Annotated in this window: 15 protein-coding genes; 2 read left to right on the top strand and 13 right to left on the bottom strand. The window is 44.2% G+C overall.

What is annotated here, in order from left to right; translation table 11 throughout:
• The first annotated feature begins 312 nt into the window (after positions 1–312).
• A complete protein-coding gene (locus QEO93_RS04720) occupies positions 313–1,449 on the top strand; it encodes an RNA-guided endonuclease InsQ/TnpB family protein (RefSeq protein ID WP_284627626.1) in 1,137 nt (378 codons plus the stop codon).
• A gap of 250 nt (positions 1,450–1,699) precedes the next feature.
• Here the strand turns inward: QEO93_RS04720 and QEO93_RS04725 are convergent, their stop codons facing one another.
• Together QEO93_RS04725 and QEO93_RS04730 are read right to left on the bottom strand one after the other, a co-directional pair.
• On the bottom strand, positions 1,700–2,581 hold the full coding sequence (locus QEO93_RS04725; protein ID WP_085815613.1) for a nucleotidyl transferase AbiEii/AbiGii toxin family protein: 882 nt from the start codon (positions 2,579–2,581) through the stop codon (positions 1,700–1,702).
• Positions 2,554–3,018 carry a hypothetical protein gene (locus tag QEO93_RS04730; RefSeq protein WP_032136831.1) on the bottom strand — a complete coding sequence of 155 codons (465 nt, stop codon included), beginning with the start codon at positions 3,016–3,018 and terminating at the stop codon, positions 2,554–2,556. Before QEO93_RS04730 ends, QEO93_RS04725 begins: the two co-directional genes overlap by 28 nt.
• A gap of 215 nt (positions 3,019–3,233) precedes the next feature.
• Between QEO93_RS04730 and QEO93_RS04735 the strand changes: the two genes are divergently transcribed.
• The gene (locus tag QEO93_RS04735) at positions 3,234–4,370 is read left to right on the top strand and encodes an RNA-guided endonuclease InsQ/TnpB family protein (RefSeq protein ID WP_085815612.1); all 1,137 of its coding nucleotides are present in this window, start codon (positions 3,234–3,236) and stop codon (positions 4,368–4,370) included.
• Positions 4,371–4,537: 167 nt separating this feature from the next.
• On the opposite strand, the gene QEO93_RS04740 is transcribed toward QEO93_RS04735, so the two are convergent.
• The 11 genes from QEO93_RS04740 to QEO93_RS04790 form a co-directional block, all read right to left on the bottom strand.
• Positions 4,538–4,990, bottom strand: coding sequence for a hypothetical protein (locus tag QEO93_RS04740; protein ID WP_143445755.1), 453 nt, complete (start codon positions 4,988–4,990; stop codon positions 4,538–4,540).
• Positions 4,991–5,084: 94 nt separating this feature from the next.
• Positions 5,085–6,128 (bottom strand): relaxase/mobilization nuclease domain-containing protein, encoded by a 1,044-nt coding sequence (locus QEO93_RS04745; protein WP_032136829.1) that lies wholly within the window; start codon positions 6,126–6,128, stop codon positions 5,085–5,087.
• Between the two features lies 1 nt (position 6,129).
• The gene (gene mobC / locus QEO93_RS04750; protein ID WP_245190630.1) at positions 6,130–6,672 is read right to left on the bottom strand and encodes a plasmid mobilization relaxosome protein MobC; all 543 of its coding nucleotides are present in this window, start codon (positions 6,670–6,672) and stop codon (positions 6,130–6,132) included.
• Positions 6,673–6,741: 69 nt separating this feature from the next.
• Positions 6,742–10,152: an LPD7 domain-containing protein gene (locus QEO93_RS04755; protein WP_245832180.1), complete on the bottom strand. Its 3,411-nt coding sequence runs from the start codon at positions 10,150–10,152 to the stop codon at positions 6,742–6,744.
• A 71-nt stretch (positions 10,153–10,223) separates the two neighbouring features.
• Positions 10,224–12,230 carry a type IV secretory system conjugative DNA transfer family protein gene (locus QEO93_RS04760; protein WP_085815734.1) on the bottom strand — a complete coding sequence of 669 codons (2,007 nt, stop codon included), beginning with the start codon at positions 12,228–12,230 and terminating at the stop codon, positions 10,224–10,226.
• A gap of 58 nt (positions 12,231–12,288) precedes the next feature.
• Positions 12,289–14,667, bottom strand: a complete 2,379-nt coding sequence (locus QEO93_RS04765; RefSeq protein WP_085815614.1) for a DNA topoisomerase — start codon at positions 14,665–14,667, stop codon at positions 12,289–12,291.
• A 27-nt stretch (positions 14,668–14,694) separates the two neighbouring features.
• Complete coding sequence (locus tag QEO93_RS04770) at positions 14,695–15,072, bottom strand: single-stranded DNA-binding protein (protein ID WP_085815615.1); 378 nt, start codon at positions 15,070–15,072, stop codon at positions 14,695–14,697.
• 109 nt (positions 15,073–15,181) lie between these two features.
• The gene (locus tag QEO93_RS04775) at positions 15,182–15,523 is read right to left on the bottom strand and encodes a hypothetical protein (protein WP_085815616.1); all 342 of its coding nucleotides are present in this window, start codon (positions 15,521–15,523) and stop codon (positions 15,182–15,184) included.
• A complete protein-coding gene (locus QEO93_RS04780) occupies positions 15,524–16,618 on the bottom strand; it encodes an ATPase, T2SS/T4P/T4SS family (protein WP_085815617.1) in 1,095 nt (364 codons plus the stop codon).
• Positions 16,619–16,681: 63 nt separating this feature from the next.
• On the bottom strand, positions 16,682–16,951 hold the full coding sequence (locus tag QEO93_RS04785) for a type II toxin-antitoxin system YafQ family toxin (protein ID WP_032136822.1): 270 nt from the start codon (positions 16,949–16,951) through the stop codon (positions 16,682–16,684).
• Positions 16,948–17,241 carry a type II toxin-antitoxin system RelB/DinJ family antitoxin gene (locus tag QEO93_RS04790; RefSeq protein WP_032136821.1) on the bottom strand — a complete coding sequence of 98 codons (294 nt, stop codon included), beginning with the start codon at positions 17,239–17,241 and terminating at the stop codon, positions 16,948–16,950. Before QEO93_RS04790 ends, QEO93_RS04785 begins: the two co-directional genes overlap by 4 nt.
• Positions 17,242–17,297 lie beyond the last annotated feature (56 nt).

Below are 17,297 nucleotides of genomic sequence, written 5' to 3' on the forward strand. Positions count from 1 at the left end.
AAATCGTATTGTATCCGTATTTATCATTTTTCATCGGTAATTTATCGGTTTTAGGTATTTTTCTTTATTTAAAAACCTTAAAAATTTAGAACGCAGGATAGGCACAGTGTGCCAAAAAACGGACTAAATCGCCGTTTTTTTACATTCCGCTCGTGCGGAAACGCCGCGATGCGGCTATTTTTTTCATGAAGAATAATTTATCCGAATGCGCCGTAAAACTTCGCCGTTCACGGCACAGATATCAGGCGCGGACTGCGAAGCAGTCCAATCAATGTTAAAATTTAGCCAATTTTTTAAAACTGAAACCTAAAAATGTTGATACTCAAAGCGTTCAAATTTGAACTCATACCAAACGGCGAGCAAATCCGCAAACTGAAACAATTTTGCGGCTGTTCGCGTTTCGTATTCAATCGGGCTTTGGCGTATCAAAATGAACAATATCAGTTAGATAAATCATTCAAATTTAGCTATTCAAAACTAACCGCATTGTTGCCTGAATGGAAACGTGAGTTAGTTTGGCTCAAAGACTGCCACAGTCAGGTTTTGCAACAAAGTCTAAAAGACTTGGAAAGTGCATTCAAAAACTTTTTTGCCAAACGTTCGGACTTTCCAAAATTTAAACGCAAGGGAGAAAAAGACAGTTTCAGATTTCCGCAAGGTTGCAAATTGGAACAAGGAAATAACCGCATCTATTTGCCTAAAATAGGATTTGTGCGTTATCGCAATAGCCGAGCTATTTCAGGCTGCCTAAAAAACGTAACCGTCAGCCAAAAATGCGGTAAGTGGTATGTTTCTATTCAAACAGAGTTTGAGACAGAAACGCCAAAACCCAACGGCGGAGAAATCGGTATTGATATGGGCATCGTTCGTTTTGCTACTTTGTCCAACGGCGAATATTTTGAACCGATTAACGCTTTCAAAGCCTTAAAAGGCAAACTAGCGAAATTGCAAAAGCAGTTCAAACACAAAACTAAATTCAGCAAAAATTGGCAAAAGCTAAAAGCCAAAATTTCAAAATTGCACCACAAAATCAGCAATATCCGCAAAAACTACTTGCATCAAATCAGCAGCAAAATCAGCCAAAACCACGCGATTGTGTATGTTGAAGATTTGCAAGTGGTGAATATGTCTAAATCGGCAAAAGGTAATGCTGAACAACATGGCAAGAATGTGAAACAAAAATCAGGCTTAAATCGGGCGATTTTAGACCAATCTTGGTATGAATTTAGGCGACAGTTAGCATATAAATTGGCTTGGAATAGTGGTTTTTTGTTTGCTGTTCCGCCACAAAATACCAGCCGATGTTGCCCGAATTGCGGATATACGACAAAAGACAACCGCCAAACGCAGGCGAATTTTGAATGCGTAGAGTGTGGCTATCAAAACAATGCTGATGTTGTTGGTGCAATCAATGTGTTAAAACGTGGGCAAGCCATTCAGGCTGCCTGAAACGAAGTTCAGCGAAGCTAAAAACAAAAATCAGGGCAGGACGTGTCCGTAGTGCGTGTGAAGTGAACAATGCAGTCAGGTTGTCAGCAGCACGAACCCACCGAAGCGAGTCAGCAAAACATTGCTGGCCGCAGTAGGAATCCCCTTGCTTTAGCAAGGGGAGGACGTCAACAAAGAGAGAGTAGGGGCAATTTTCAGGCGTAAAAAAAACCTACGGCTACCTGATATTTTTCAGGCAGCCGTAGGCTTTTTAGCGTTCTATTTCGGGTTCATCATGAGAAAAATGTTGGGATTGTCTCTGATTGATTTCATCTAGCTGATTCTGATACAAATTTGAACGTGTTTGCAGTTGGGTTTCGGGCTGTAAAACGTGAGCATTTTGTTCAAAAACGGCAGCAACTTGTTTTTGTTCAGGTGTGAGCAGATTTTGTTTAGCTTGGTATTCTTGTGATAAGGCAATATGATTTGCCATTTCATTCAATTCCAAAGCCATTGTTTCCAAATCTGTGTTGATTAAAAGTGGGTCGCGTTCTGCATCAGTTTCATACGCGCTGACTAATTTATCAGGGTCTTGTGAAAAGGATTGTAGGCGTTGCGCTAGATTCTCGTTGAAATTATCGGGAAAGTTTTTAGCAAGATAATGTAAATCAAATAAATCTCGTGCTTTTGTGCGTGTATTATCGCCGTCAAAAGCAGCGTGTAATTTATTGTCAATAATCCGTTCTATTGATGAAAAGCGAATGCCATCTTTAACCGTAACCTGTTCTTCGGGAACAGGTGTACGGTAAGAAATTTCCATTTTCAGCGCATCTTGTAAACCAATTTTAGGTACGGAATACTGGATTACATAACGGCTAACTGTTTCAGTATCTTTTTTAACATTGATATTATCAATCTTAAAACCGACAGGTGTAGATTCTTTTATTTTGTTCAATAAATTCAATTTCTTATTGGAATCAAAATCCAAATCTTCTGAAAATCGGTTTAGACCATAGCCCAAATATAAAGCCGTGCCGCCTTTGAGTACCAAAGGAGTATCAGAAAGATTTTGCAGAATGGCAACCATTAACTTTTCATGGGCGGCATTCCGCTCTTCTTGTGAAATCAGTTGATTGGATTTTTCTGTTTCCATGTGGCTAATCTTTCTTTTTGTTGATGATTTAAATAAGGTTCGGCAGCCTGAATCAGCGCGTACACGGCTCGCTTGTCTTCGGGTGCTGGAAACCAATCATCTAAAATTACGCTATTGATTGCGCCTTTTTGCAAAACAACGGTGTAAAGCAAATCAAAACAGGCGCGTGGGTGGTCGGCAATGAAAACTGGGCTATTTTCAGGAAAAATACCCATGCTATTCAATCGTTTTGTACCGTCAATAACACCTTTTGCGCCTAATAGTTGATTGGTGTTGTATGGTTGATTATCGCCATAAACAAAAACACGTTCAGGTAGCGCACTGGCGAATGTTGCGGCTGAATGCCAATCACCTGTACCTTGTGGACTGCGAATATTGAGCGCGACCATATCACTGATGTAACGCTGTTTGCTGGTTGGGGGGATATGTAAAGGCATGATTATTCCTTTTTCAACAGTTTATTAAATTGTACCAAAAACGCCTATGACTACCTGAATTTTTTCAGGCAGCCATGGGCGTTTTTTCATTTTGATGCGTTTATCTGAATGCGCCGTAAAACTTCGCCGTTCACGGCGGAGATATCAGGCGCGGACTGCGAAGCAGCCCAATCAATGTTAAAATTTAGCCAATTTTTTAAAACTGAAACCTAAAAATGTTGATACTCAAAGCGTTCAAATTTGAACTTATACCCAACGGAGAACAAATCCGCAAACTGAAACAATTTTGCGGCTGTTCGCGTTTCGTATTCAATCGGGCTTTGGCGTATCAAAATGAACAATATCAGTTAGATAAATCATTCAAATTTAGCTATTCAAAACTAACCGCATTGTTGCCTGAATGGAAACGTGAGTTAGTTTGGCTCAAAGACTGCCACAGTCAGGTTTTGCAACAAAGTCTAAAAGACTTGGAAAGTGCATTCAAAAACTTTTTTGCCAAACGTTCGGACTTTCCAAAATTTAAACGCAAGGGAGAAAAAGACAGTTTCAGATTTCCGCAAGGTTGCAAATTGGAACAAGGAAATAACCGCATCTATTTACCCAAAATGGGTTGGGTACGCTATCGCAATAGCCGAGCTATTTCAGGCAGCCTGAAAAACGTAACCGTCAGCCAAAAATGCGGTAAGTGGTATGTTTCTATTCAAACAGAATTTGAGACGGAAACGCCTACGCCAAACGGTGGAGAAGTCGGTATTGATATGGGTATCGTGCGCTTCGCGACTTTGTCCAACGGCGAATATTTTGAGCCGATTAACGCGTTTAAGAACCTAAAAGGCAAATTAGCGAAACTACAAAAACGTTTCAAAAACAAGACCAAATTTTCTAAAAATTGGCAAAAGTTAAAAGCCAAAATTGCCAAATTGCACCATAAAATCAGCAATATCCGTAAAAACTACTTGCATCAAATCAGCAGCCAAATCAGCCAAAACCACGCGATTGTGTACGTTGAAGATTTGCAAGTAGCTAATATGTCTAAGTCAGCAAAAGGCGATGCTGAACAGCATGGCAAAAATGTGAAACAGAAATCAGGCTTAAATCGGGCGATTTTAGACCAGTCTTGGGCGGAATTTAGGCGACAATTGGCGTATAAATTGGCTTGGAATGGTGGTTTTGTGTTTGCTGTTCCACCACAAAATACCAGCCGATGTTGCCCGAATTGCGGACATACGACAAAAGACAACCGCCAAACGCAGGCGAATTTTGAATGCGTAGAGTGTGGCTATCAAAACAATGCCGATGTAGTCGGTGCAATCAATATATTAAAACGTGGGCAAGCCATTCAGGCTGCCTGAAACGAAGTTCAGCGAAGCTAAAAACAAAAATCAGGGCAGGACGTGTCCGTAGCGCGTGTGAAGTGAACAATGCAGTCAGGTTGTCAGCAGCACGAACCCACCGAAGCGAGTGAGCAAAACATTGCTAACCGCCGTAGGAATTCCCTTCGTTCACGGAGGGAAGGACGTCAATTTTTACTACATTGACTGATGTATTTTTCGCTAATTGCTTTGATATTTGCGCTTGCTTGTTTAAATTCATTACTCAATGCGTTCAGTGGTAATTTTCCTTGTGCAGTTTGCAATTCTGCAATCAACTGTTTACAAGATTCATCTTCCACTTTAAAAAAACGGTTGCTACCGCTTGAATACAAATTAGCTGACAGCGTTTTTCTATCGTCAGACAGCGTAAATGGAATTTCTCCCAATCCTGTGTTCAATACCAATTCCCCATTCTTTTCAGAAAAAGTGTAGTTTTGTGTTTCTTGTGAAAATAGGTAATTGCCACCGTCTTTTTTGATTTCTACAAATTGCAAAAATTCAGCATCATCACGTTGCCAAACACCGACATAATCATCTGTGTTTTTACCGCCACACGCTGCCAACATCAAAACAAGAACCGATAAAGTGATGCGTTTCATTTTTGAAACTCCGTATAGGGTTGAAAAAATAGGCTATCAGCATAGGGGTTTTCTTGGTACGTTGTCAAATTGAAACAGGCAGCCTGAAAATATTTCAGCGTTCCATTTCATTATCGTGTGAGCGGTCGGGCGATTTTTCAGGCTGCCTGATTTGTATCTGAACCTTGTCAAATTCCTGTTGCGCTTGGGTGGTAAATCCTTTTTCAGACACTTCTTGGGCAAATTTGCTCATGGCTTTGGCTTCGGTTTTGTAGCCATTCATGTACAGTTCACGCGCAATCATTTTGTATTCTGCAACAATCTTTTGGCGCGTTTTGTCCGCTTGATTCAAAAATGGGTGTTCAGGGCGTTTCCCTGACAAAATAGCTTGTGAAATGGCTAGTTTCTGCTGCAACTCTGCTTTGCTGCTTTGTCCACGTTCACGCATGGCGCGGATTGTGCTGTTTTCAGGCTTTTGGGTTTTACCACGATGTACGCGCTTGGTGGCGGCGCAATCAACGCCATTTTCACGCAACTTTTCGGCAAAACGGACACGCCACTCAAACAAATCATTTTTGCGTGGATTGAGTCGCTGACCGCGTTCATCTCGCATCAGTACGCATAGATGAACGTGTGGGTGTTCGGGTTCGTCAGGGTCATGGCTGTTGTGGTGCAAGCCTAGAAAATATTGGTGTCCTTGAAATTGCTCTGCGGCAAAATCACGCGCTGCCTGTAATAGGGCATCGGGTGGCGTTTCTTTGGGCATGGACAAGACAATATTCAGGGCTTCTTTGTGTCGTGTCTCATCGGCGATACCGCAATGGCTTTGCCAGTCGTTCAAAAATTCTTTTACCGCTCGTTTACCATGAAAAATTTCGCCGTCTTGGTTTTCCAGTGCAATTTCTCCATTGCGTGAAACATAATCCGCATGGTTGCGTATCCCTTTCATGCCTTTGGAATTTTTGCTGTGGCGTTTGGGAATTTTTACCATGACTTCGGGCTTTTTTTGTGCGGCGGCACGTAGATTGGTTAAACCTGTACCTGTTTTGAGTGGTTTGGACGAGTGGCGACTACCAAAATTCAGGCTGCCTGATTTGGTGTGAACGCTGCGTGTGTAGCCAAGAAACCAGTTATCAATTCTTCTATCTATCTGTTTCATTTTAAATATTTTCAATAGGACGATATTTGAACGGTTTATTTTGCTTGCGTAAAACTTTACCGACTGTTTCAGCGTGTTGCTTTAAAAATGCTGATAATTCAGTTAATTGCTGACTTGTCAAAGAATTAGGTGTAATGCTATTGAGTTGTCGCGCAATTTGATTGATGTTGCGCCCCAAACGCAAAAGTTGGTAATTAGACTGATATAGAGCCTGTACTTCGTCATTACTCAATACAGGATTTTGCGTAATGTACTCAGCGATAATATCGCGTACTACATCGTTTAAACTACTGTATTGCAGTTGGGCTTTTTGGTTTAGGTAATGTTGCTGCTGTGGTGGCAGGCGTAAAGTTAAGCGTTGATTTTGCTTGTTTTCTTGATAATTTTCAGTAGGAATATTTTCAGGCTGCCTGATTTGTTTCTCTGCCAGTTTTCGTAACATTAAAGATGCGCTGGCTTTACCATAGCGTTCTAATGCCATTAGTTGAAGCTGATTGATGACATCATGACTTAAACCAAAAACACGGATTTCTTGTTGTTTCATCATTATTCCTTTTATCAAAATAAAACCCTGTTTAGCGCAATGCTAAGCAGGGCTTTTTGTTGAAAAAAATCAGCGTTCCATTTCAAAATCTTGGCTGTTGGACTGTTGCGGTTCATGTGCCTGATGATGAGTGGGGGCGCGGTTTTGCATTGGTTGTGGCAAATTCAATTCTGTGCCGTTCATGGCATTGGTCGTGTATTCATAGTAATTCCTTAACGCATGATTACGCGCATCGCCCTGAACATCGCGCAGCACGTCCATTGTGTTGCGCTCGTAGGCTTTTAGCCGCGCTTGGTTGGGTTCGCTTAACTGTTGCGCTTTTTGGTCGTAGGCGGCTTTGGCGTTTGCCACTTCGGGCGACAGGGCGGCGGTTGTCATTTCTTGGCTACTTCGTAGCACTTCGGGCTGAATGGTTTTGTTACCCAAACTCTCTATTTTTGGCGCGGCTTCGGTGTCGGCAATCGGAGATGAATTGATTTGGCGTTCATCGGGCATCGCGCTTTGTGTTTTGAGTTTATCAGCAGCAGAAAGCGCGGCAACATCGGGCTTTTCAGGCTGCTTGCTCGGGTCAAGCTCGGGTTTATGGGTGCTTTGAATACCATTCAAGGAACGGTCTTCACGCAATTTTTCTACCATTGCTAAATCCGCAGGAGTGGGTTTGTAGCCTGTGGTTTTGATGCCCTGACTTTCAGCAGCAACGTACATCATGGATTTAAATTCAGGGCTGCCTGAAATTTTGATGCTATCCCAACCTTTGGCTTTGGCGACTTCCAACATATCCTGAATGGTTTGCTGGTCGGATTTGGCGGTTTTGAGCGCGTTACCTTTGTCTTCAAACAAAACAGTGGTGTGATTGTCGGCAGACAAATATTGCCCATTCTCCGCAACGATGTAGCGCGATTGCAGATGTTTGGGTGGTTTCTCATACGTTAAATCCAAAATCGGCTGTGGTTGTTCCAATGTTTCGGGGCGTGATAATTCAGGCTCTTCCACATCGGGTTGTGGGGCTGGCTGCACTTTCTCGGCTGTGGGTGGAGTGGGTTGAACTGGTTCTGTGGCTGGTTCAGTTTGTGGCTCTGGTTGTAATTCGGGCTGTTTTTCAGGCAGCCTGATTTCGCGCTGGAAACCACCGTATTCAATGCCGTTGAACATTTCAGGTTGCTGTTCTGTTTGAATTTCAGGAGTAGTTTCTTGCTGCTCTGAAACGGGAACAGCCACATCTTTTTCTGATGTGGCTGTGGGTTGCGCCAATTCACTTTCAGGCTGCCTACGTTGTGGCGGCTCGGGAATGGTGGTTTCGGGGGCTGGCTGTACAGATTGATTGCGTTGCTGCAACGCTATTTCCACATCTTGCGGACGGATATGTTCGCCTTGTGCGTAACGGTCGGCATATTGGTTAAACACATCAGCCGCCAACTGCGGCGATGTTTGCTGTGTGTCCACGCTGTACACAATATCCCGACCACCGTCCACATCGTTTTCGCCCAACGTCAAATATTGCTCATTGGCGTATGCTACCAAAGTGCGTTCATCGTCCACATTTTTGTAGGCGCGGTCTTCTCCGCCTTGTGTCCAGCCGTGTTGCTGCGATAATTCCGAAATCATCTGTTTGGCGTATTCCGAAACGATTTTTTCAGGCTGCTCTTCCTGCTCTGAAACGGAAACAGCCACATCTTTTTCTGATGTGGCTGTGGGTGGTTCAGTAGATAATTGTTCAAAATATTCAGGTGGATAATAGGGTGGTAACTCGTTATCATCAGATGAATATTCAGGCATATAATCGTATTCAGGTGGTGCATTTTCAGGCTGCATTGCTTCTGCTTGCATTTTCAAATCTTGCTCTTTAATCCATTCTGCTGGATTTTGTAAAAAGTCATTGGCTTGTTGAAGTGCATCATCAAGATGATTGGTGTAAACATAGTGGACAATTTCATCATTTTCATGAAAAGACATCGTAAAATCATGGGCAGCTTCATAAGTAGCCATAGAGCCATGATTTTTAAATTGACCGTCAATTTCTACATGATAGGTTTCATTGACCCATTTATCCGCCTGAAAAACGCCCAATTCTCCACTACTGCTTTCAATGCGCGTAGTAAAACCGTATTGCTCGGCTTGCTGATTAAAATGAGCCAATCTCTCATTGGTTAAAGGTGTCCGCATTTCCCAACTATCTGCATTATGACGAACTTCATCATCATGTTCTGCCCATTGTGCATAGGGATTGTCAGCAGAGTAGGTGGTTTGCTCGGGCTGTTGGTCATTTTCAGGCAAAGGGTCGTAGCCATTTTGGACACGCCAGTAATTGTTTTTCAGCAACTCTTCGCGTGGTACATCGGGTTTATCGTGTTCTTGCATGATGTCTGCTCCATGTTGTTCAATTTCAGATTTAATTTCACTTTCAGGCTGCCTGTTAAGTTCAATATCCGTTTCTGTTTCAATGATATAAGGTTCAGGCTCAATGCCAAATGTCTCGCGCACCGCTTCAATACCAGCTAATTTGTGCAAGTCGTTAAAATCAGTCGGTACGTTTTCATTGCCATGACTATCAAATTTGCCATGTTCTGCTTGATATTCATCAATCTGTTTAGCAGAAAATGTCGGCATGGCAATTTGAGCGCGTTCGCCCCAAATTTGCGCGGCAGCTTGTGCTTTCACTAAACCTGTTTCTTTCGGGTCGTTGTCGGCGGCAAAATAAACAGGCACGTTTTCAGGCAGCACGTTTACCAATTTTTCCGATACCGCTTTCAAATTGCCAGCATCAAACGCCACAATCACAGGTTTACCAGTTGCCTGATGAACGCTTGCGGCGGTCGCATAACCCTCCGCCAAAATCACGCCGTTTTGATGCTGCCTGAAATCGCCGATGACCGTGTACGCGCCTTGCTTTTGTCCGCCGCTCAAAAAACTTTTGTTGCCGTCTTCGTCAATGGTTTGCACGTTTACCAGTTTTTTGTCTGAATACAAAGGGATAATCAACTGCTTTTTGCCGTTGTATTCATTTTGACGAATGGCATTCATCGCAGCTTCACTCAATCCCAAGCCTTTATTTTTTGCGTAGGCATGATTGGGGTCAGCAGGGCTGGCGTTTTTCCAAATGCCATAAGCGGTTTTTGCAGCTTTGGCGTGGTCTTTGGCGATGCGTTCGGCTTCGGCACGTTGTTTTTCTTGCGCGGCTTGGGCGCGTTTGGCTAACTCTTCCGCGCTTGGTGGCGTGTAGGGCTTGTCGGGACGGTAGCCGTTTTCACGCGCATGATAAAACAGCGTTCCGATATGAATATGTCCTTGTTTCAAGGATTTCCAAACGGCTTTTGCATCATTGGGCTTGTAGGTGTCCGACTGGCGCGACCATTCGTCCCACAATTCAAAACCATCTTCGCCCAATTCATCTTTCACGGCAGCACCCATTCTGACCCAAAAATCACGGTCATTCGCATCAAGATGAGTTAAGGCTTTGCGGATTTCTTCGTAATCACTCATTTTGTTTTTTCTCCCAAAAATTCAGGCAGCCTGAAAAACACAACTTTCAGGCTGCCTTGTTCACAACATCATCAAACGAATAATTTTGCCAAGACTTGCTCGCTGTCTTTGCCCCATTGTTTTGCCATACCTGCCACAATTTGCTTGATGTATTCAGGCGGACTGTCGGGCGTAACCAACGCACGAGCCATTGTGTAAAACAATTCATCGTTGTTGGCACAGGTTTTAAAATCGGTTTCAGGCAGCTTTTCATCGGGAACAGGCTCGGTTTTGGCGGTTTGAGCGGTGGCAGATTTCGGCTGACTGCGGTGGGTTTTGATTTCAAGATTGGGGACATCGGGGCGCGGTAAATTGGCGCGAACTTTGAACACATCATCTTGCCAATACACGATTTTTTGCGCGTAAATGGCACGACTGCTGCCCAAATTGATGATGCAATCCGAGTTCGGCATCATCTTGATTTCATCGGGGTTCATCACGGCACGTTGTTGGTCGCTGATGCTGGTGCTACGGCTGCCGCCTTTGCCTTGCGAACGCGATGTAGAACGCGCTTTAAATGTTTCATAACCGATTGATTTACTGTACTCTTCGGCATCTTTCTGAACGCGTGGCGTGTAGAAAATCCGACAAGTAAAGTTGGTAAAAAACGTTTCCATGTTTTCACGTCCGTAAATCGCTTCCACTTGGGACGGAGCTTGAATAATGATGAGTAGCCGCAATTCGTAACCTGCAATGTACGACACGCCGTGTTGCACGGCTGGAATCACGCCGAGCGCGGTAAATTCGTCCATCAACAATAAGCATTGGTATTTGAGCAATGCTTTGTTGTCTTGTGGTAAACCTTGTTGCACGTTCACGTCAATAATTTGCGAAAACAACAAATTAGTTAAACGGCTGAATGTTTCGGTTTCGGTCGGCACAACGCCAATGAAAATTGTCATGCGCTTTTTGCGGAGTTCATCAAGACGGAAATCATCGCCCGATGTTGCCGCTTCGCAAACAGGGTCAAGGAAAATGCCGAGCGGTGCGGTCAGCGATGCCAAAATATCCGCGCCTGTTTTCGGGCTGCCATTGGCAAAACCGAGCAACAGCGTTTTGCATTGACTGGATAACGGCGTTTTTTCAGGGTCGTTATCGCGTTCGGCGATTTCAGCCAACAACCATTCATTAAGCGGTTTGCCGTCAGTCGGCGCGGTTAAACGGAACAAATTTGCCAATGTGGTGCGTTGCGTGTAATCGTCTAAATCGCGTTCACGTTCGGTTTCAATCATGTACAAACCCAAGCCGACAAATAATTTCCGCGCGCTTTCCACAAAAAATGTACCGCTGCCGTTGTCTTTGGCAGGTTTGGGCAACAAAATGGCTGCCATATTGGACAAATCTTTGTAGCTGTATCGCGCATCACGGCGAATGTAGGTCATCGGATTCCAGCGATGGCTAACAAGCGGCAACATCGGATTGCGTTCATGTTCGGGCATACGTCCACCGGGATTGAACAAGAAAACCTGTTGCCCCAATTTTTGCTGCCTGAAACCGCCTGTGATGATGAAATTTTCCAATTTCGGGTCGTACACCACCATAGAATCACGATAATGCAAGCAATTTGGAATAACCACGCCCACGCCTTTACCCGAGCGTGTCGGTGCGGCTAAATACAGAAACTCGTTACCAGCCCAACGCAAATATTTGTTTCTGTATTTGCCGATGAGCAAATCGGGTTTTTCTTTGCTGTAATCGGCTTTGAGTAAGCCAGCTTGTTGTACTTCAACCGCGTTGGCAAAACGTGAAGAGCCGTGTAATTCGCGTTTGGGTTTGGCGAACACCGCCGCCAACATAATCAGCGTAGGTAAAATGCTGATTAGCAGCGCAATCATCACGCTGATTTTATATGGCATCAGCAACTTGGCAGACAGTTTGTCCAAATGTTGCGCGTATTCGTATAGCAAAAATACGGACGGTTTGCTGTTCAATTTTTGCCAGCGCACAAATATCATACTGCCAACATAACCACCGCCAGCCATTGCGAGCGGTAGCGTAAACAAAATAAATAAAACAATGGGTAGTGCTTTATTTTTCATGATGAAATTCCCAAAAAATTCAGGCAGCCTGAATTTATCCAAGCTGCCTGAAAACTCATTATTTTTTACGCGGCACAAAACCAATCTTCTTATTCACTTTGTCCACGCACAATGCCGCATCAAATGTGCTGCCGTCTTTTCGGTTCAAGCCTTTAATCAAACCGCTTTCGCCTTTTTCAATCAACGATTTAAGCTGATTTTCGGTCAAGCGTTTGCCAAATTGCGTTTTCCATAATTTGAAACCACATTCACATTCGTACAAACCACCTTTGTCGTGCAGGCTGCCTGAACAACACGGACAGGTTTCCGTTTTGCGTTCGGGAAACGCCATGCCGATTTTCAGGCTGCCTGTATCATCGCGTTCCAGCTTTAAGACAGCAGCGTATTTTGTGCCTTTTTCTTTGGACACAAAATCTTGCAGCAAATCGGTTTTGCCGTGTTCAATCAGTTGGCGCAATTCATCTGCCGACATGGCACGACCGCGCTGTTCTTTGTAGAGTTTGAAACCGCATTCACAATGCCAACTGAATTTTTGGCTTTGCAGGCTGCCTGAACCGCAATTCGGACACGCACACAAGATTTCTGCTTGATGTGCGTTCGGACGATGCGGCAACACCGTTGCTACAAATTTTTTCACGAACCCATGAATTTCCGCACGAAAATCATCGGCAGCAAATTGACCGTGTTCTATTTGATGCAATTTGTCTTCCCATTCAGCAGTTAAAATTGGGTCGGCGGTTTCAGGGAAAAACTGGCGGACGTGGGCAATCGCATCAAGCGCACGTTGGCTCGGGATTAACTGGTTCTTTTCCAGCAACAAATAGGCTGATTCATGTTCGGGCGGCGTTTTCAATTTTTTGATGATGGGCGCGCGTGTAGCAGATGTGCCGATGCCTTTCACGTCTTTCATCACGTCTGCCAAATGCTTGTCGTCCAAATCGCGCCCTGCGGTTTTCATGGCTTGGATTAAACGGCTTTCGGTCATGAGCGGCGGTGCTTTGGTGGTTAATTTTTTGGCGGACACGCTGTCCAGTTGCGCGGTTTCATCGGGCGACAACGGCGGCAATTTATCCGACTGCTGCTTGTCTTCGTCATCATCAATGCCACCGTACACGTTCAGCCAGCCTTGTTTTTGCAACACGCGCCCAGTTGTCCGCAGTTTCAGGCTGCCTGAAAACGTGATACGCGTGGTTACGGCGTATTCGGCAGCAGGATAAAGTGCGGCGAGCGTTCGCAACGCCACCAAATGAAACACGGTATATTCATCAGCCGACAAAGTTTCGTGCAACACATTGGGCGGACAATCCGACAAAGCGCGTTCGCCGTCTGCCGTCTGAATGAAACCAGTTGGCACAATCGCATAGTGTGAGCCGATGCGCTTGTCGTCAAAAACACGCGGATTGTGTTTAATCAAATCATGGGCTTGCATATCATTTACGATGTTACTGTATTCCGCCAACGCGCCTAATCCTGCAATCGTGGTGCTTAACGTGGGCAAGTAATCGTCAGGCAGCGCGTTAAAATCGGAACGCGGATAAGTCAAAACTTTGTGCTTTTCGTACAAACTTTGCATGATAGACAAGGTTTTATCGGCAGCAAAACCAAGTTTTTTATTGGCGATTTTTTGCAATTCATTGGCATCAAACAAATACGGCGCGTGAGCGTATTCCGTTTCGGCAGCATCGTTCACAGCAAATCTGTTTTGATTGTGGATGTGTTCACAGGCAGCCTGCGCGGTTTCGTCATCGGCAAAACGGGAGATTTTGTCGTTTTTGTCCAATAATTTTGCGGTATAACTGCCTGATTGAATAGCAAATTGCGCCGATACTTCCCAATAGTTTTCAGGTCTGAAATTTTTGTTGGCGAGATAAGCATCAACCACCATCGCCAGCGTAGGGGTCATCACGCGCCCAAACTGATTGCTCAATGCGCGAGAGCCGTTCATGCCGAGCAGCCAATCGGCTTCGGCGCGGCATTGTTCGGCAGCAGCGAGATTATCGTAATCTGTGCCGTTTTTCAGATGGTCAAACGCTTGGCGTAAACCTTGTTGCGTAGTGGATTGAATCCACATACGTTTTACAGGTTTCAGGCAGCCTGAATGTTGGTAAACCAACCGAAAAATATGTTCACCTGCACGGTCGGCATCGCAAGCGTTTACGAGCGTGGACACGTCCGCACGATGAATTAAACCGCGCAAAAACTGATAATGTTGCGCGGTTTGTTCTTTGATTTTCAGGGAAAAAGTTTGCGGAATAACAGGCAATGATGCGTTCTTGTCGCGCCATTCGGGAACATCAAATTCAATCAAATGCCCGATGCAGTTACTGACGATGAATTGCTCGTTTTCGTAGCAACCTTTGGTTTTGGGGACATTCAGCACGGCGGCGATGGCTTTTGCCATATCGGGTTTTTCAGCGATGATTAGGGTTTTGGACATGGGATTTTTTCCTTGAAAATAAAATGATTACATTGGCAAATCTTCGGGTAAATCCGCCATTTCAGGTTCGGCGGATTGGCGCGTTTTAATCATCAAAAATTCGTTGGCGTGGATTTCGTACACGGTGCGGTTTGCGCCGTCTTTGTCGGTATAATGGCGCGACAGCAGCTTGCCAGCCACTTGAACGGTATCGCCTTTGTGCAAATATTTGGCGGCGGTTTCGGCTTGTTTTTTGGTTAAAAGCACAGTAAACCATTCGGTGCGCTCGTGCTGCTCGCCGTTTTTGTCGCGCCATTTTTCGGAGTAGGCAACGGACAATTTCGCCGATGCTGTGCCGTCAGGGAAATAGCGAATTTCGGGGTTTTTGCCCAGATTACCCATGATTTGAATACGGTTGTAGTACATAATGTTACCTTTTCAGGAGAAAGTTAAATGAATGAATTTAATGAAAATTTAACGGTAGAAGATTTAAATACCGAAACGCTAGGCTTTCTGTTTATGGAAAAAGGGGCGGTTAATCAGAAGTTTGATTGATGCCTAATTCTTGTAAAACTGATGCCATTTGTTCATGCCATTCTTCCCTTGTGTGTGAACCTGTTGCCATTAACAGGCTGAATTGGTTAAATAAAATATGCTTTTGCGTTGGCGTGTAGTCGTGATTGGGAAGCACACCAAACCGTATTAAACGATTCACACATTCATCATATTGCGCCAACACGCGCTGATTGAGTAATGTGTTCATGGTTTGTTGTTGGCGATTTAAAATATTGATTTCGTTTTGGTTCATATCCAATTCCTTTACAAATTTCAGGCTGCCTGAATGGTTTAACAATCTTTCATTTCGTTTTGAATACATTTACGACCGTCCACTTAACGCCCGATACTTTGCCACAGGGTCAAAATACAGTTCAGTCATGCGCGTTCGGTCAAAAAAGCACACAATATCAATGGTGGAACGGACAGTATTCAAAATGAAATCATAGTCCATTGTGCGCCCTGTGGCGGATTCTTTCGCCAGTTGTGCGATGCGGTAAAACACCGATTGGGCATCGTTGGCATGGACGGAAGTTAAACCGCCAGCGTGTCCAGTATTCAGCGCAGACAAATAATCCCACGCTTCATCGCCGCGTAGCTCGGTCAGAAAAATGCGGTCGGGTTTCAGGCGCATACAGGCGGCGATAATTTGTTTGGCTGTGATGTGTTCTTTGTAGAACAAGTGAACATGGTTCGGGTGTTTAGGCAAATCCAGCTCGTGCGTGTCTTCAATCGTGATGATGCGCGTGGTCGGGTCAATCATATCTGCCAATGCTTTTGTGAACGTGGTTTTGCCCGAACCTGTACCGCCGACCATGCAAATATTCAGCTTGTGGGCAATCGCTAATTCAAAAAAGGCGTTCAAATCACGGTTAGCTTTGTGGTTTAACATTTCGTATTGCCAATTTGCCAACGGTATATCGTGCGGTACGTTCATTTTGTCGGCAATATCATGGAAATGTTTACCGTCAATTTCGGTTTTCAGGCTGCCTGAAACGCCGTATTGTGCGCTGTCGCGGAACTGGCTCAATCGCCCTGTATTGATGTAATCATCAACCGAAAAACGTGTTTTAGACGGTTTGCGGAATGCGTACACGATGGTTTTGTCTTCGCAAGACGGCGGTATCATGATGTGTCCGCGTTCGCCATTGGGCAGCGTTACCGAATGAATGGGGTTGGCGGCGGAAATATGCTTGCTGTTAAACACGCATAAGGTGTTGGCTAAATGTTCCAATGCTTTGAAATCTAAACGGTTGTCGTCAAAACGTTGCCAGCCGTTTGCGCTTTCAATAAACACTTCATTCGGGCGATTGATGATGACTTCGGTAACGCCGTCTTGGTTCAAATAATCGCTGATGCCCAAGCGGTCTAGGGCGTTTCGTGCGCTGGTATCGGCGCGGATGGTTTGGTTTTCCATTTTTATTCCTATCAAAAATTCAGGCAGCCTGAATAGTGTTTTCAGGCTGCCTGTAATCTATCATTAACCAAAAAGTTCTGAATGTGAACCTAATCGTGCAAGATGAACTTCATCATCATCTGATGTATAAAGCAACAGTAGGTCAGGTTTAACATGACATTCACGAAAGTTGTTTAAATTTCCTTTTAATTCATGGTCTTTAAATTTTTCTGGCATAGGTTGATTGTTGATGAGAGACCAAGAAACGGTTGTCCATTCAGAAGTAAGCAATAAATCCAATCTATTTTTAACATCTCGTTTGAATTGTTTGCTTGGTACAAGTTTTCTAGTCATTCATCAAACTCCGCGATGTCATTCATCATTTCTTCCATGCTGCTGTATCGCTTCAAATGCCGTGTTTCCTTGTCTTCAAGAATTTCTTGAATAGCGGCAAGCGTTGTTTCATTAGGAATACGGCTTGTACCATGATGATTGAAAGACAATGGCACAGTTTGCGTATCTGCTACTTGTTTTAAAAATAGCTTAATGGCTTGTGCAGGGGCTAATCCGTAGCTTTCTAAAACAGAAAAGGCTTTGTCGCGTAAATCTTGCTCAATGCGAATATTATAATTAGTTGTTGCCATTGTTTTACTCCTGTACATTAAATGTAATGCTTATTGTATTTCAGGCTGCCTGAAAA

The organism is Kingella negevensis, assembly GCF_030177895.1.
Taxonomy (GTDB): Bacteria; Pseudomonadota; Gammaproteobacteria; order Burkholderiales; family Neisseriaceae; genus Kingella_C; species Kingella_C negevensis.

What these genes read in the sequence shown, in the direction of transcription:
- QEO93_RS04760 (WP_085815734.1), bottom strand. Translation starts at nt 12,230, where the DNA reads ATGAAAAATAAAGCACTACCCATTGTTTTATTTATTTTGTTTACGCTA.
- QEO93_RS04755 (WP_245832180.1), bottom strand. Translation starts at nt 10,152, where the DNA reads ATGAGTGATTACGAAGAAATCCGCAAAGCCTTAACTCATCTTGATGCG.
- QEO93_RS04780 (WP_085815617.1), bottom strand. Translation starts at nt 16,618, where the DNA reads ATGGAAAACCAAACCATCCGCGCCGATACCAGCGCACGAAACGCCCTA.
- QEO93_RS04775 (WP_085815616.1), bottom strand. Translation starts at nt 15,523, where the DNA reads ATGTATTCAAAACGAAATGAAAGATTGTTAAACCATTCAGGCAGCCTG.
- QEO93_RS04735 (WP_085815612.1), top strand. Translation starts at nt 3,234, where the DNA reads ATGTTGATACTCAAAGCGTTCAAATTTGAACTTATACCCAACGGAGAA.
- mobC (WP_245190630.1), bottom strand. Translation starts at nt 6,672, where the DNA reads ATGAAACAACAAGAAATCCGTGTTTTTGGTTTAAGTCATGATGTCATC.
- QEO93_RS04720 (WP_284627626.1), top strand. Translation starts at nt 313, where the DNA reads ATGTTGATACTCAAAGCGTTCAAATTTGAACTCATACCAAACGGCGAG.
- QEO93_RS04725 (WP_085815613.1), bottom strand. Translation starts at nt 2,581, where the DNA reads ATGGAAACAGAAAAATCCAATCAACTGATTTCACAAGAAGAGCGGAAT.
- QEO93_RS04765 (WP_085815614.1), bottom strand. Translation starts at nt 14,667, where the DNA reads ATGTCCAAAACCCTAATCATCGCTGAAAAACCCGATATGGCAAAAGCC.
- QEO93_RS04745 (WP_032136829.1), bottom strand. Translation starts at nt 6,128, where the DNA reads ATGAAACAGATAGATAGAAGAATTGATAACTGGTTTCTTGGCTACACA.
- QEO93_RS04790 (WP_032136821.1), bottom strand. Translation starts at nt 17,241, where the DNA reads ATGGCAACAACTAATTATAATATTCGCATTGAGCAAGATTTACGCGAC.
- QEO93_RS04785 (WP_032136822.1), bottom strand. Translation starts at nt 16,951, where the DNA reads ATGACTAGAAAACTTGTACCAAGCAAACAATTCAAACGAGATGTTAAA.
- QEO93_RS04740 (WP_143445755.1), bottom strand. Translation starts at nt 4,990, where the DNA reads ATGAAACGCATCACTTTATCGGTTCTTGTTTTGATGTTGGCAGCGTGT.
- QEO93_RS04770 (WP_085815615.1), bottom strand. Translation starts at nt 15,072, where the DNA reads ATGTACTACAACCGTATTCAAATCATGGGTAATCTGGGCAAAAACCCC.
- QEO93_RS04730 (WP_032136831.1), bottom strand. Translation starts at nt 3,018, where the DNA reads ATGCCTTTACATATCCCCCCAACCAGCAAACAGCGTTACATCAGTGAT.